Origin of the sequence: Erythrobacter sp. HL-111 (genome assembly GCF_900105095.1) — a bacterium.
Lineage (GTDB): Bacteria > Pseudomonadota > Alphaproteobacteria > Sphingomonadales > Sphingomonadaceae > Erythrobacter.
In genome coordinates, this window is the sequence record NZ_LT629743.1 from 610372 (window position 1) to 625323 (window position 14952).

Genomic DNA, 14952 nt, shown 5'->3' on the forward strand with positions numbered 1-14952 from the left:
GTAAGGTCGTCCCGCGGGCGTCACATGCCGGGATAGACCGGGAAGGCGCGGCACAGTTCGGAGACGCGCGCGCGCACGCTTTCCTCGATCCGGGCGTCGCCTTCGGGGCCGTTCTGCGACAGGCCCTCGACGACCTCGGCGATCAGCTTGCCCACGGTGCGGAATTCGGCCGGGCCGAAGCCCCGCGTCGTGCCCGCGGGCGTGCCGAGCCGGATGCCCGACGTGACGAAGGGCGAGCGCGTGTCGAAAGGGATGCCGTTCTTGTTGCAGGTGAGCCAGGCCCGATCGAGGCCCTTTTCGGCGTCCTTGCCGGTGACGTCCTTCGCGGTGAGATCGACCAGCATCGAATGGTTGTCCGTCCCGCCGCTGACGATCCTCAGGCCGTTTTCCTCAAGGCTCGCGGCGAGCGCGCGGGCGTTCTCGACGATGCGGTGGGCATAGGCCCCGAATTCGGGCTGGAGCGCCTCGCGGAAGGCGACCGCCTTGGCTGCGATGACGTGCACCAGCGGGCCTCCCTGCAGCCCGGGGAACACCGCCATGTTGAGCGGCTTGGTGAATTTCTCGTCGTTCCACAGGATGATGCCCGAACGCGGACCGCGCAGGGACTTGTGGGTGGTCGAGGTGACGATGTCGCAATGCGGGAAGGGCGAGGGATGCGCGCCGCCCGCGACGAGGCCGGAGATGTGGCTCATGTCGCACAGCAGGATCGCGCCCACTTCGTCGGCGATGGCGCGGAAGGCGGCGAAGTCCCACAGCCGCGAATAGGCCGTGCCGCCGCAGATGATGAGTTTCGGGCGATGTTCGCGCGCGATCCGCGCGACCTCTTCCATGTCGATCCGCTCACTGCCCTGCTCGACACCGTAGCTCACCGGATTGAACCACTTGCCGCTCATGTTGACGGGCGAGCCGTGGGTGAGGTGCCCGCCCGAATTGAGGTCGAGCCCCATGAAGGTGTCGCCCGGCTCCAGCAGGGCGAGGAACACGGCCTGGTTCATCTGCGAACCCGAATTGGGCTGCACATTCGCGAAATTGCATCCGAACAGGGACTTGGCGCGCTCTATTGCCAGGCTTTCCACGACGTCGGCATAGTCGCAGCCGCCATAATAGCGCTTGCCCGGATAGCCTTCGGCATATTTGTTGGTGAAGACGCTGCCCGTCGCCTCGAGCACCGCGCGGCTCGCGATGTTCTCGCTCGCGATGAGTTCGATCTTGTCGCGCTGGCGGCCGAGTTCGCTGGCGATCGCCGCGGCGATTTCCGGGTCGGCTGTGGCGAGATCATCGTTCCAGAAGGCGTCCATGTCGGGCCGGTCGATGATCTGGGCGGGAGCGGTGCTCATGTCGGGGGCGTCCTCGGGGTGGCTATTGGTGGGTTTCGATGCGGTCCTGCGCGAAGGGCGGGATGCCGAGCTTCGCGACGCGGCGGCGGTGGCGGCCTTCGGGATCGTCGGCGTCGGCGAATTCGGTCGCGAGGAAGGTCGCAACGCAGCTCTTCGCCATCTCGATCCCGATCAGCCGCGCGCCCAGCGCGATCACGTTCGCATCATTGTGCTCGCGCGACAGCGCCGCCGAGAGCGGCTCCGATACGAGCGCGCAGCGCACCTGCGGGTGGCGGTTCACGCTGATCGAGATGCCGATGCCGCTGCCGCACAGGGCAATGCCGAACTCGGCCGTGCCCTCGGCGACGACTTCGGCCAGGCGATAGCCGTAATCGGGATAATCGACGCTCTCGCCCCTGTCGGGGCCGAGGTCGGCGACTTCGTGGCCTTCGTCGATCAACCATTCGGCAAGCTCTGCCTTGAGGTCGGTCGCGGCGTGGTCGGAAGCGATGGCGATCTGCATCGCGCCTACATAGGGGGGAAAGCGGCAACACTCCACCCCGCGCGCGTCTTTTCGGGGGACCGTGGCGCGGGGCTTGCGCGGCGGGGCGGAACATGCACTTTACCGCCCGCCTGCCGATCGCATCGCGAAGGCGGGCCGTTCCTTCCGCGACGCGTGCGAGGTCCCGTGCGAAAACCCTTCCTGTCCCTCCTGCCCGGCCTTCTCGCGCTGCTCGCGCTTGCACCCGCGCCGCTCCTTGCCGAGCCGGGGCGCGAGCCCGAGCGGGCGACGCGTGCGGGCGCGCTCGATCCCGGGCACGGCGTGGTGATCCTGTCGGTGCGCAGCGAACTCTTCCTGCTGGACGAGCTCGATGTCTGGTTCGTGCGCGAGGACGGGAGCGTGGAGGATCCGGCGGACGTGATCCGCTTCACCCGCCGCCAGCCCGCGCTCGCCTTCGGCAACAGGACGACCGGCTACAAGCTGCGCGCCTACCAGGTGCCGGCCGGGCGCTGGCGGCTCGCCGGGCACGGGGTCAGGTGCGAGAAGGTGCCCGCGCCGGAGGAGCGCTGCTTCGTCGACGTCAGGGTGCTCGGCATCGGGGAGACGGTCAGCTTTCCCAGCCGCGGCCATGGCGAGGACGCGCCGGTGTTCGAGGTGAGGGCAGGCGCGCTGACCGATGCGGGCGACTGGAGCCTGACAGCGCGCAACACGATCGAATGGTCCGAGATCCCGGCGCAGGAACGCCGCGCGTTCGACCGCCGCTTCGCCGCCCTGCCGCGCGCGCCGGCGCCCGAGGTCGCGCAGGCCCATCGCCTGCGCTACGGCCTCGTCCCGCGCAGTTATCGAGACGACAGGAACCGGCGCTATTGAAAAGGACACCGCAGCGATGGAGCTTCGCATCCCCCCGGTCGTGCAGGTCGCTCTCGCCATCGCGCTGATGGCGGGGATCGGGCAGGTCGCGCCTGCGCCTGCTCTGCACCTGCCATGGCTCGCCGCGCTTCTGGCAGGGGCCGGCGTCTCCTTCGTGGTCGTGCCGGCGACGGGCTTCGCGCGCGCGGGCACGACGGTCGATCCGACCCGTCCCGAACGGGCGGGAAGGCTGGTGACCGGCGGCGCCTACCGCGTCACGCGCAACCCCATGTATCTCGGCCTGGCGCTGATGCTGGGCGCGGTGGCGGCGTGGGATTTCGCCTGGGGCCACATCGCGGTGATCGCGGCGTTCGTGTGGTGGATGACGCGCTTTCAGATCATGCCGGAAGAGCGCGCGCTTCAATCGCGGTTCGGCGCGGAATACCGGGCATATCGGGCAGGCGTGCGCCGCTGGCTCTGAACCGGCTCAATTCGCCTCCGGCTCGGCCGCCTGCGCTTCGAGATATTCCGTCAGGTCCGCCTCGAGGTTGCGTTGCAGCTGCGGCAGCATCGCCATGACGTCGTTCATGTAGAGCTGGTTCGCGGCGGCGAAATTGGGTTCGGCGGTGACCGCGGGGCTCAGCTGGAAGAACCGCTGGCCAGCGGGCGTGCGGACGAATTCGCGAATCGCGACGAGATCCTCATGGGAGAAGATGCTGGCATAGGCGAGCGCCCATCCTTCCATCAGCTCGGGCAGGCGGGCGCGCAGCGCGCCCATCGCGTCCTCGCGGAATTCGGCGAGGTTCGCCTCGACGATCGCCTCGATCGCAGGGTCCTCGCCGATCATGCCCGACTGCTTCTGCGCTTCGCGCATCTGGACCATCATCTGGTCCATCGTCGCGGCGAAGACGGTTTCGCGGGTTTCCTCCGGCATCCCGATAGCGATGATCTCGCGCGCGACTTCGAGCGCGCGGATGTCGCTCACCGCCGCCTGGGCGGCGGTTTCCTCGGCCGCGAGCCCGGCGGGGGCGAACGCGGCAGAAGCGAACGCGAAAGGGGCGGCCAGCGCGAGCGCGCCGGAGCGAAGCGGGCGGGTCATCGGCGCGATGCCCTACTGGTCGAGGAAGGAGCGCATCTTGCGGCTGCGCGAGGGGTGCTTGAGCTTCCGCAGCGCCTTCGCCTCGATCTGGCGAATTCGTTCGCGGGTCACGGAGAACTGCTGGCCGACCTCTTCGAGGGTGTGATCGGTGTTCATCCCGATGCCGAACCGCATCCGCAGCACGCGTTCCTCACGCGGGGTAAGGCTGGCGAGCACGCGGGTGACCGTCTCCTTGAGGTTCGCCTGGATCGCCGCGTCCACCGGGATGATCGCGTTCTTGTCCTCGATGAAATCGCCAAGATGGCTGTCTTCCTCGTCCCCGATGGGCGTTTCGAGGCTGATCGGCTCCTTGGCGATCTTCATCACCTTGCGGACCTTTTCGAGCGGCATCGACAGCCGCGCTGCCATTTCCTCCGGAGTCGGCTCGCGGCCTTCCTCGTGGAGGAACTGGCGCGAGGTCCGAACCAGCTTGTTGATCGTCTCGATCATGTGCACCGGAATGCGGATGGTGCGCGCCTGGTCGGCAATGCTGCGGGTGATCGCCTGCCTGATCCACCACGTCGCATAGGTGCTGAACTTGTAGCCGCGGCGGTATTCGAACTTGTCGACCGCCTTCATCAGCCCGATGTTCCCTTCCTGGATCAGGTCGAGGAACTGCAGGCCGCGGTTGGTGTATTTCTTGGCGATCGAGATGACGAGACGCAGGTTCGCCTCGACCATTTCCTTCTTGGCGATGCGCGCTTCGCGTTCGCCCTTCTGGACCATGTTGACGATCCGCCGGAACTCGGGAAGCGCCATGCCGGTCTGCTGGGCGATATCCGCGATTTCGGTGCGGATGCGCTCGATCGCGTCGGCCTCCTTTTCGAGGAAGGCGGCCCATTTCTTGTCCTTCTTCGCCTTTTCCCTGATCCAGCTGTCGTCGAGCTCGTTGCCGACATAGCCGTTGAGGAAATCGATCCGCTTGATCTTGTGGCGTTCGGCAAGGCGCAGCATCTGCCCGCCGAGCGCGGTCAGGCGGCGGTTGAAGGCGTAGAGGTTGTCGACCAGGAATTCGATCTTGGTCGCGTGGAACTGCATCGATTCCACCTCGGCGGTGAGCTGTTCGCCGAGCTCCTCGTATTTCTTCTCCTTGGCCCGGGGGAAATCGCCGCCCGCGGCGAGCGTTTCGACCCGTTCGGCCTGGAGCTTCTCGAAGTCCTTGAAGAGCTTGGTGATGCGCGCGAAGCGTTCGATCGCCTCTGGCTTGAGCGCCGCTTCCATCTGGGCGAGCGAGAGGGTGTTGTCCTCCTCGTCGTCGTCCTCGCGCTTGGACGAGCCGCCTTCGCCGTCGTCGTCCTCCTCGCCGCTGTCGTCGTCCGCATCGTCCTCGTCGTCGTCGCGGATCGTCGGGCCGGCGGTTTCCTCCGAGATCTCGCCGTCGTCGTCGTCGGCATCGTCGGCCATCTTGTCGGCCGGCGGTTCCTTGGACAGCATCGCGTCGAGATCGAGGATCTCGCGCAGTTGCATGTCCTCGTTGTTGAGCGCTTCCGACCACTGGATGATCGCGTGGAAGGTGATCGGGCTTTCGCACAGGCCCATGATCATCATGTCGCGACCCGCCTCGATCCGCTTGGCGATGGCGATTTCGCCTTCGCGGCTGAGCAGTTCGACCGCGCCCATTTCGCGCAGGTACATCCGCACGGGGTCGTCGGTGCGTTCGCCGGTGGCGGCCTTCTTGGCGGTGGCCTTGGTTTCCTTCTTGACCTTCTTGGCGTCGACGTCCTCGTCGTCGTCCTCGTCGACCGCCATTTCCTCGACTTCGGATTCGGCCTCCGCCTCGGCTTCGGCTTCCTCGTCGTTCTCGACGATCTGGACGCCCATTTCCGAAAGCGCGGTCTGGATGTCCTCGATCTGGTCGGGGCTCATCTCGCCCGAGGGCAGGGCCTCGTTCAGCTCGTCATAGGTGACGTAGCCCTTCTTCTTCGCCTTGCTGATCAGCTTCTTGACCGACGCCTCGTTGAGGTCGATCAGCGGGCCGTCATCAGTATCCGGGGTTTTCGCGCTCGAAGCCATGCGGTCCTGTCAATCCATCTCGCCCGCCGCGGAAGGGTCCTCCGCCAGGGCCGTTTCGTCCGATCCGCCCGCTGCTGCGGCCGGACCCCTGCCTTGCGCCGCCGGGGCGGCTTTCCTGCGGCCGAAGGCCTTCAGGCGTTCATCGACTGTCGTGAGCTGTTCGCGCAGGCGCACCTGTTCGGCAAACGACCCTTCCGGGTCGCTCTCGAAACGGGCGATCGTGGCCGCCAGAGCAGCCTCCAGCGCCGGTCGTTCGACCAGCAACGCGACAGCTTCGGCCAGTTCCTCGCGCGCTTCGTCCGGTGTGGTCCCTTCTCTGAGGAAGGCGTAGCGATTATCGACCGGCGGGGCGGGAATGCCTTGCGAGGCAGATATGGCGCTTTGGCCCCGCGAATCAAGCGTCTCGGAAAGCTCGATGAGCGATTCGATCGCCGGTGCGGCTTTCGGGTCATGCCGGGCGAGCCGCGAGAGCGCCTCGACATGGCGCGCGATCTCCGTCGGGTGGCGAACGAAGCCGGCCATGACCGCCGCCAGGAACGAATGGCGCGCGCCGCCATTGACGAGCCCGCGCAGCGCCTCGCGCGCGCCGGGCGAAAGCGGGGCGGGGGCAGCGGCAGGAAACCGGCCGCTCCCCCCCGTCCGGGCGGTCCGCGGGGGGCGGGGCGGAAAGGCGAAGGCCGAGAACCGGTCGAGCAGTTCGCGCCGGTAGAGCGCGCGGATGTCGGGATCGGCAATGGCCTCGACATGGGTCATCAGCCGTGCCTTGAGGCCCGCCTTTGCCTCCGGGCTGGCGAGCGGCTGTGCCGCCCTTTCGTGCTCCCATAGCGTGTCGAGCAGGCTGGCGGGCTCGGCCAGCAGCGCCTCCATCGCCTGCGGTCCGCGCTGGCGCACGAGATCGTCGGGGTCGAGCCCGGCGGGCAGGTGCACGATGCCGAGCGTGCGGGCGGGCTTCAGCAATGGCAGCGCGCGCGAAATCGCCCGCATCGCCGCCTTCTGCCCCGCCGCATCGCCGTCGAAGCACAGGATCGGCCGCTCCACCATCCGCCAGAGCATTTCGAGCTGCGTCTCGGTCAACGCGGTGCCCAAGGGCGCGACGGCGTCGGGAAAGCCGGCCTGCGCCAGCGCGACCACGTCCATGTAACCTTCGACCACGATCACCCGGCCTGACTGGCGCGCGGCGGGCGCGGCGCGATCGAGGTTGTAGAGCGTGCGCCCCTTGTCGAACAGCGGCGTGTCGGGGCTGTTGAGATACTTGGCGATGCCCTCGCGCTGCCCGAGGATGCGCCCGCCGAAGGCGATCACGCGCCCGCGTGCGTCCCGGATCGGCAGCATGACCCGGCCCCGGAAGCGGTCGTAGACGGCGCCGTCATCGGTGCGGATCCGCATCCCGCTGTCGACCAGCATGTCCTCATCGAACCGGGACAATACGCGGGCGAGCGCCTGCCGGTCGTCGGGCGCGTAGCCGAAACCGAATTCGCGCAAGGTGGCGGAAGTGAAGCCCCGCGCCTTCAGATAATCGAGCGCCGCGCGCCCCTCCTCGCTCGCCAAGCGTTCGACGAACCAGTCCTGCGCCGCGCTCGTCACGTCGATCAGCGTGGCGCGCTTTTCCGCCTTCTTCGCCGCCACCGGATCGGGCGCGGGCACTTCCATCCCGGCCTCCGCGGCGAGTTCCCTGATCGCGTCCATGAAGGAGAGCCCGCGCTGCTCGATCATCCAGCTGATGACGTCGCCATGCGCCTCGCAGCCGAAACAGTGGTAGAAGCCCTTGTCGTCGTTGACGTAGAAGCTCGGCGTGTTCTCGCTGTGGAAGGGGCAGCACGCCTTCCATTCGCGGCCCGCCTTGGTGAGCTTGGTGGTGCGCCCGATCACCCCCGACAGGCTGATCCGCGCCCTTAGCTCGTCCTTCCATTGCGGGGTGATGGTCATGGCGAGAGAGTGCGCGCGGTCGCTGACGCGATCAAGCGCGCCTGTGCATGACCTTGTGCCAAACCGCTCAGCTCAGCGACTGCTTGACCAGCGCGCTCGCCATCCTGCCGTCGAGCACCGCGCCGTGGCGTTTCTTCAATTCGCCCATGACCGCGCCCATGTCCTTCATGCCCGACGCGCCGGTTTCGGCCTTGATCGCCTCGATCGCGGCGATGACCTCTTCCTCGCTCATCATGGCGGGGAGGAATTCCTCGATCACGGCGAGTTCCGACCGCTCCTTCTCCGCCAGTTCCGCGCGACCGCCGGTTTCGTAAAGCTCGATCGATTCGCGGCGCTGCTTCGCCATCTTCTGGAGCACGCCGGTAACGAGCTCGTCGTCGTCGATCTGCTTGTCCGAGGTCCGCAGTTCGATGTCGCGATCCTTGATCTTCGCGGCGATCTGGCGGAGCGTCGCGGTGCGTTCCTTGTCGCCGGCCTTCATCGCCTGAACCGTCGCGGCCTTGATATCGTCCCTGATCATCGCCTGCCTGTGCCCGTTATCTGTGGATGAGATGAATGTGGCGCGCGCCCTATCGCATTGGAAGCGCCGCGCCTAGCTTGACGGCATGGGCAAGCGGCCCTAGCGGGTGGGACTTAGCACGCATTGCCGGTCCACCCTTTCCAACGGAGCGCCCCATGGCCCTTTCCGCCTCTTCGCCTGTGCAACCAAAGGGCGCGACGGGATGTCTCGTCCTGGCCGACGGGACCGTGATCTGGGGCCGGGGGTTCGGGGCCGAGGGCGCCGCCGTGGGCGAGCTCTGCTTCAACACCGCGATGACGGGCTACCAGGAGGTGATGACCGATCCCTCCTACGCGGCCCAGATCGTCACCTTCACCTTTCCCCACATCGGCAATGTCGGCGCCAATGCCGAGGACATCGAGAGCGCGTATCGCAACGGGGTGGAGAGTGCGGTCGGCTGCGTCGTGCGCGAGGACGTGACCGAGCCGAGCAATTTCCGCAGCCTCGAACGCTTTACCGAATGGATGGTGGCGGCGGGCAAGATCGGGCTTGCAGGCGTCGACACGCGCGCGCTCACGCGCCGCATCCGCATGAACGGCGCGCCCGATGCGGTAATCGCCCATGCGCCCGACGGGCGGTTCGACCTGCCCGCGCTGATCGAACGCGCGCGCGAATGGCCCGGGCTAGAGGGCATGGATCTCGCCAGCCGCGTCAGCCGCGAGAAGAGCGAGGAATGGAAGGGCGGGCACTGGACGCTCGGCACCGGCTATGGCGAGGCCGCGGCGGACCGGCCCCACGTGGTCGCGATCGACTACGGGTCGAAGGACAACATCTTCCGCAACCTGGTGCGCGCGGGGGCAAAGGTCACGGTGGTCCCGGCGCGGGCCACGTTCGAGGAGATCATGGCGCTCTCCCCCGATGGCGTGTTCCTGTCGAACGGCCCGGGCGACCCGGCGGCGACGGGCGAATACGCGGTGCCGGTGATCCGGCAATTGCTCGACGCGGACGTGCCGATCTTCGGGATCTGCCTCGGCCACCAACTGCTCGCGCTGGCGGCGGGCGCGCGGACGGTGAAGATGCACCAGGGCCACCGCGGCGCGAACCACCCGGTGCAGCGCGTCGGGGAAGGGTGGGGCGAGACTTCGGGCCTGGTCGAGATCACCAGCATGAACCACGGCTTCGCGGTCGACGCGGCGACGCTCCCGCCAGAGGTCGAGCAGACCCATGTGAGCCTGTTCGACGGGACGAATTGCGGGATTGAGATAAGGGGCAAGCGGGCGTTCGGGGTGCAGTATCACCCCGAGGCGTCGCCGGGGCCGCAGGACAGTTTCTACCTGTTCGAGAAGTTCGTCGGGGGGCTGGGGTGAGCCTATGACACGCTGGCAGTTCGGTCCCCGCGGTTCACTCACTCATATGCAGAGGAATTTTCGCTACTCGGGCAGGCGAACCTACCTGCCGCCTGTTTACAGCGAACGCTATTTCAAGAAGGCTGGACTAGGACGGATTGTAAAGCAGTATGGTATGGCTGTCGAATGCCACAGAAATCGCCTAGTTAAAGTGGTTCTTCTTGGTGAACTCAGTCAAGATCGAGCGACAAGATTTGCTGAGCACATCCTCCGATGGAAAGCCACGACACCTCTTCGCCGTGTTGCGGTGAAGATTTTGCGAAGCGACCGCTCGAAAAACAGGTTCGGATACTGATGTCGAGAGGGATGGGCCTCATAGCGTTGCCTCTTGTTCTCCCTTCCCCTTGGGGAAGGGCCGGGGATGGGGGTTCGGCGGTGAGGGGGCAGCGCGACGTATCGGGCGTGGAACACCCATCCCCAACCCCTTTCCTCAAGGGAAGAGCCTTATTGGTTACGCGCGATCGCGATTTCCTTGGCGATCACCTGCAAAACTCCATCCATGTTCTCCAGCACCTCGTTGTTCCAGAAGCGGATCACGCAGTAGCCGTGGGCTTTGATGATCCGCGTGCGGTTTACATCGGTCGGGCTGTCGGAGTGCTGCCCGCCGTCGACTTCGATGGCGAGGCGCAAGGACCGGCAGGCGAAGTCGGCGATGAAGTCTCCGATGGGGTGTTGGCGGATGAATTTGACGCCAAAGAGGTCGCGCTGGCGGAGGTGAAGCCAGAGCGCGCGTTCCGCCTCCGTCATTTCGCGGCGCAGTTTGCGCGCGGTTTGCGTGAGTCGCTTTTCCGGCATCGTCGCACACCCATCCCCAACCCCTTCCCTCAAGGGAAGGGGCTTCTTGCGCTTGCCGCAGCTTTCGCCACCCCTGCGCTCGCCCAATCCCCCGCAACCACCCCGCCGCCGCTTGCCGAGTGGCCCGGCGTCGAGATCGCCAGCGGCGTCGCGTTCCAGGGCGACGGGTCGGTCACCGTCCGGCAGGACGAAACCGGCCTGCCCGTCGTCGCCTTCTGGCGGCCCGTCCTGTTCAGGGAGGACACCGGCAGGCCCGTCGCGGGGCGCATGGACTGCCTCGTCGCCGCCACCGAAACCCCCTTTGCCGAAGCGGATTTCGACCCCGACGCCCGCCATGCCGCCGTCGCCGAACGCCGCAGCGCGCAGGGCTTCGAGGACCGCGAATCCTTGCGCGATTATGGCGACGACGTCCGCCGCCTGGACATTGTCGGGCGCCAGCGCCAGCCGCTGCGCTATTACGTGCTGTCCTACATCCTCGTGCGCGATGGCGACCGGCTCGTCGATGTGCGGCGCAACTGCACCTTCGTCCACGGCAAGGGCGTGAGCGGGCCCGACGTGCTGCCCTATGTCGATCGCTACACCCGCGTCGTGCTCGGCTTCGATCCGGGCGGAGGGGAAGGCTGATGCGCGCCGCCGTCGTGTTCCTCGCCATCCTGCCTGCGCTTTCGGCCTGCTCGCTGATCTGGCCCGAGGACAAGCGCGTCGGCACCGAAAGCGCCGCAGACTGCGCCGCGCGGGTTTCCGGCCTGCTCGGTCCGGGATCGGACTTCCGGCGCTACGAGGGCGAGGTAGGCGTTCCCACCTACACCTATGACATCACCAAGCTCGCCCTCGATGACGTGCAGGCGCTGGTGGGCCGGGGCGGGGACGAGACGGCGGGCTATCGCACGATGAACCGGACCAACATGACCGACACCGCGGTCGAGGAATTCATGGCCCGCGACGTGGACGAGAAGGGCGCCTTCTTCCTCGGCCGCGACCCGGCGCTTTACCGCGTGCGCGGCGAGCGGCAGCCCGTTTCCGACATGATCGCCAACGGCTGTGCGCGCCAGCAGGCCGACATGCGCCTGATCGACGTGCAGGCCGGCCCCGCACCGCAAGACCCCGCCGCAGACCGCGAACCCGAACAAGAGACGCAACGCTGATGCCCAAACGCACCGACATTTCCTCCATCCTCGTCATCGGCGCAGGCCCCATCATCATCGGGCAGGCGTGCGAGTTCGACTATTCCGGCACGCAGGCGATCAAGGCGCTGAAGGAGGAGGGCTACCGCGTCATCCTCGTGAACAGCAATCCGGCGACGATCATGACCGACCCGGAATTCGCCGATGCCACCTATGTCGAGCCGATCACGCCCGAAATCGTCGCCAAGATCATCGCGAAGGAACGCCCCGACGCCCTGCTGCCGACCATGGGCGGCCAGACCGCGCTCAACTGCGCGCTGAAGCTCGATGCGATGGGCGTGCTGGCCGAATACGGCGTCGAGATGATCGGCGCGAAGGCCGATGCGATCGACAAGGCCGAGAACCGCCAGCGCTTCCGCGAGGCGATGGACGCGATCGGGCTCGAAAGCGCGCGTTCGGGCGTCGCCAACACGCTCGAACAGGCGCGCGAGGTGCTGGAGCGCACCGGCCTGCCCGCGATCATCCGGCCTTCCTTCACGCTCGGCGGGACGGGCGGCGGGATCGCCTACAACACGCAGGAATTCGACCGCATCGTGCGCGAGGGGCTCGACGCGTCGCCCACCACCGAGGTCCTGATCGAGGAATCGCTCCTCGGCTGGAAGGAATACGAGATGGAGGTCGTGCGCGATCGCAAGGACAACGCGATCATCATCTGCGCGATCGAGAACGTCGATCCGATGGGCGTGCACACGGGCGATTCGATCACGGTCGCCCCGGCGCTGACCCTGACCGACAAGGAATACCAGATCATGCGTTCGGCCAGCATCGCGGTGCTGCGCGAGATCGGGGTCGAGACGGGCGGATCGAACGTGCAATTCGCGGTAAACCCGGCGGACGGGCGCCTGATCGTGATCGAGATGAACCCGCGCGTCTCGCGGAGCTCGGCGCTCGCGTCCAAGGCGACCGGCTTTCCCATCGCCCGCGTCGCGGCGAAGCTGGCGGTCGGCTATACGCTGGACGAAATCACCAACGAGATCACCGGGGCCACGCCTGCCAGCTTCGAGCCGACGATCGATTACGTGGTGACCAAGATCCCGCGCTTCGCCTTCGAGAAGTTCAAGGGCGCGGACGCGACGCTTTCGACCGCGATGAAATCGGTCGGCGAGGTCATGGCGATCGGGCGCAATTTCCAGGAATCGATGCAGAAGGCGCTGCGCGGGCTCGAAACCGGGCTCGACGGGTTCAACCGCGTGACCGAGCTCGAAGGCCAGCCCAAGGACGTCATCACCGCCGCCCTGTCGCGGCGGACGCCCGACCGCATCCTGAAAGTCGCGCAGGCCTTCCGCGAAGGGCTCTCGATCGAGGAGGTCGCCGCGGTCACCTTCTACGACCCGTGGTTCCTGCGCCAGATCCACGCGCTGATGGAGGCCGAACGCGAAGTCCAGACGGACGGTCTGCCGCGCGATGCCGAAGGGCTGCGGCGGCTCAAGGCGATGGGCTTTTCCGACCGCCGGCTCGCGACGCTGGCGGTGCGTTCGGTCGGGGTCGCGGGCGGGCTTGCCGAAACCCGGGCGAAGAGTTCGGGCCTGCTTCACACCGCCCTGCAGGCGATGGCAGGCGCCACCGACGAACACGAGGTCCGCGCGCTGCGGGCGAAGCACGGCGTCTTTCCCGTGTTCAAGCGGATCGATTCCTGCGCCGCCGAATTCGAAGCGGTGACGCCCTACATGTATTCGACCTACGAGGCGCCGAGCTTCGGGCAGGCGGAATGCGAGGCGGACCCGTCCGACCGGCGCAAGATCGTCATCCTCGGCGGCGGCCCGAACCGGATCGGGCAGGGGATCGAATTCGACTATTGCTGCGTCCACGCCTGCTTCGCCCTGGCAGAGGCCGGGTTCGAGACGATCATGGTCAATTGCAACCCGGAAACCGTCTCGACCGATTACGACACCTCCGACCGGCTCTATTTCGAACCGCTGACGAGCGAGGACGTGCTGGAAATCCTGCGGGTGGAGCGGAGCAGGGGCGAGCTCGTCGGTGTCATCGTCCAGTTCGGCGGGCAGACCCCGCTCAAGCTCGCGCAGGCGCTGGAGGATGCGGGGATCCCGATCCTCGGCACCAGCCCAGACGCGATCGACCATGCCGAGGACCGCGAACGCTTCGCCCGGCTCGTCAACAAGCTGAAACTGAAACAGCCCGACAACGGCATCGCCTACACCCGCGACGAGGCGGCGGCGGTGGCGGCGCGGATCGGCTACCCGGTGCTGCTGCGGCCCTCCTTCGTGCTCGGCGGGCGGGCGATGGAGATCGTCGATTCCGAAGCGCAGCTCGACGACTACATCGTCAACGCCGTCACCGTTTCGGGCGACAGTCCGGTGCTGGTCGATCAATATCTGCGCGACGCGATCGAGGTCGATGTCGATGCCCTGTGCGACGGGACCGAGGTCCGCGTCGCCGGCGTCATGCAGCACATCGAGGAGGCGGGCGTCCATTCCGGCGACAGCGCCTGCACCCTGCCGCCCTATTCGCTGCCGCCCGAGATCGTCGCCGAAATGGAACGGCAGACCGAAGCGCTCGCCCGCGCGCTGGGCGTCGTGGGCCTGATGAACGTGCAGTTCGCGGTCAAGGACGCGGAGGTCTACCTCATCGAAGTCAACCCGCGCGCCAGCCGCACCGTGCCCTTCGTCGCCAAGGCGATCGGCCAGCCGGTGGCCAAGATCGCCGCGCGCGTGATGGCGGGCGAGAAGCTCGCCGGTTTCGAACCCTTCCGCCGCGATCTGCCCTACATGGCGGTGAAGGAGGCGGTCTTCCCCTTCAGCCGCTTCCCCGGCGCGGACCCGGTGCTGACCCCGGAAATGAAATCGACCGGAGAGGTCATGGGGATCGACCGCGATTTCGAGGCGGCCTTCCTCAAGTCGCAGATGGGGGTCGGCATGGCGCTCCCGCGGGAAGGCACGGTGTTCGTTTCGGTCAAGAATTCGGACAAGGCCGGCATCGTCGATGCGGTGCGCTCGCTCATCGCAGAGGGTTTCCGCATCCTCGCCACCGCGGGCACGCAGGCCTATCTCGCCGAACAGGGGCTCGACGTCGAAGGCGTCAACAAGGTCGCCGAAGGCCAGCCGCACATCGTCGACAAGATCATCGACGGCGAGATCGCGCTGATCTTCAACACCACCGAAGGCTGGCAGTCGCTGCTCGATTCCAAGTCGATCCGGGCAAGCGCTCTCGAAAAGAAGGTGCCCTATTACACCACGGCCGCGGCATCGCGGGCGGCGGCAGCGGCGATTCGCGCGGTCAAGCCGCATCAGCTTGAAGTCCGCTCGTTGCAGGACTATTATGGAGGGCCGACCACGTAACCTTCCCTTCCGATATTCCGGGCGCGCT

General features: G+C 66.9%; 13 protein-coding genes. 6 read left to right on the forward strand and 7 right to left on the reverse strand.

The genetic code is table 11. The annotated features are described in order from the left end of the window. Window positions 1-20 precede the first annotated feature (20 nt). Together glyA and rpiB are read right to left on the reverse strand one after the other, a co-directional pair. A complete protein-coding gene (glyA, locus tag BLU08_RS02950) occupies window positions 21-1298 on the reverse strand; it encodes a serine hydroxymethyltransferase (protein WP_197676905.1) in 1278 nt (425 codons plus the stop codon). Window positions 1299-1359: 61 nt separating this feature from the next. Then, the gene (gene rpiB / locus BLU08_RS02955) at window positions 1360-1839 is read right to left on the reverse strand and encodes a ribose 5-phosphate isomerase B (protein ID WP_090195065.1); all 480 of its coding nucleotides are present in this window, start codon (window positions 1837-1839) and stop codon (window positions 1360-1362) included. Between the two features lie 165 nt (window positions 1840-2004). Here rpiB and BLU08_RS02960 point away from each other — a divergent pair, with 165 nt between their 5' ends. Then, entirely contained in the window at window positions 2005-2688 is a 684-nt protein-coding gene (locus BLU08_RS02960; RefSeq protein ID WP_090195069.1) for a hypothetical protein, read from the forward strand. Between the two features lie 16 nt (window positions 2689-2704). Next, window positions 2705-3148 (forward strand): isoprenylcysteine carboxylmethyltransferase family protein, encoded by a 444-nt coding sequence (locus tag BLU08_RS02965; RefSeq protein ID WP_090195072.1) that lies wholly within the window; start codon window positions 2705-2707, stop codon window positions 3146-3148. 6 nt (window positions 3149-3154) lie between these two features. Here BLU08_RS02965 and BLU08_RS02970 read toward each other — a convergent pair whose 3' ends face one another. From BLU08_RS02970 to BLU08_RS02985, 4 genes are all read right to left on the reverse strand, one after another. Continuing rightward, a complete protein-coding gene (locus tag BLU08_RS02970; protein ID WP_090195076.1) occupies window positions 3155-3766 on the reverse strand; it encodes a DUF2059 domain-containing protein in 612 nt (203 codons plus the stop codon). 12 nt (window positions 3767-3778) lie between these two features. Further along, window positions 3779-5818 carry an RNA polymerase sigma factor RpoD gene (gene rpoD, locus BLU08_RS02975; protein WP_090195079.1) on the reverse strand — a complete coding sequence of 680 codons (2040 nt, stop codon included), beginning with the start codon at window positions 5816-5818 and terminating at the stop codon, window positions 3779-3781. A 9-nt stretch (window positions 5819-5827) separates the two neighbouring features. Beyond that, a complete protein-coding gene (gene dnaG, locus BLU08_RS02980; protein WP_090195083.1) occupies window positions 5828-7744 on the reverse strand; it encodes a DNA primase in 1917 nt (638 codons plus the stop codon). A 67-nt stretch (window positions 7745-7811) separates the two neighbouring features. Further along, on the reverse strand, window positions 7812-8264 hold the full coding sequence (locus BLU08_RS02985) for a GatB/YqeY domain-containing protein (protein ID WP_090195085.1): 453 nt from the start codon (window positions 8262-8264) through the stop codon (window positions 7812-7814). A 155-nt stretch (window positions 8265-8419) separates the two neighbouring features. Here BLU08_RS02985 and carA point away from each other — a divergent pair, with 155 nt between their 5' ends. Further along, on the forward strand, window positions 8420-9610 hold the full coding sequence (gene carA / locus BLU08_RS02990; protein WP_090195088.1) for a glutamine-hydrolyzing carbamoyl-phosphate synthase small subunit: 1191 nt from the start codon (window positions 8420-8422) through the stop codon (window positions 9608-9610). Window positions 9611-10093: 483 nt separating this feature from the next. On the opposite strand, the gene BLU08_RS02995 is transcribed toward carA, so the two are convergent. Continuing rightward, on the reverse strand, window positions 10094-10444 hold the full coding sequence (locus tag BLU08_RS02995; protein WP_090195091.1) for an endonuclease domain-containing protein: 351 nt from the start codon (window positions 10442-10444) through the stop codon (window positions 10094-10096). Between BLU08_RS02995 and BLU08_RS03000 the strand changes: the two genes are divergently transcribed. Genes BLU08_RS03000 through carB form a run of 3 tightly spaced genes read left to right on the forward strand, consistent with a single transcriptional unit; the run spans window position 10421 to window position 14924 of the window. Continuing rightward, window positions 10421-11068, forward strand: coding sequence for a carbamoyl-phosphate synthase large subunit (locus BLU08_RS03000; RefSeq protein ID WP_233996062.1), 648 nt, complete (start codon window positions 10421-10423; stop codon window positions 11066-11068). The two genes, BLU08_RS02995 and BLU08_RS03000, sit on opposite strands and share 24 nt — an antisense overlap. Then, the gene (locus tag BLU08_RS03005; RefSeq protein WP_090195094.1) at window positions 11068-11589 is read left to right on the forward strand and encodes a hypothetical protein; all 522 of its coding nucleotides are present in this window, start codon (window positions 11068-11070) and stop codon (window positions 11587-11589) included. Before BLU08_RS03000 ends, BLU08_RS03005 begins: the two co-directional genes overlap by 1 nt. Beyond that, window positions 11589-14924: a carbamoyl-phosphate synthase large subunit gene (gene carB, locus BLU08_RS03010; protein ID WP_090195097.1), complete on the forward strand. Its 3336-nt coding sequence runs from the start codon at window positions 11589-11591 to the stop codon at window positions 14922-14924. Before BLU08_RS03005 ends, carB begins: the two co-directional genes overlap by 1 nt. Window positions 14925-14952 lie beyond the last annotated feature (28 nt).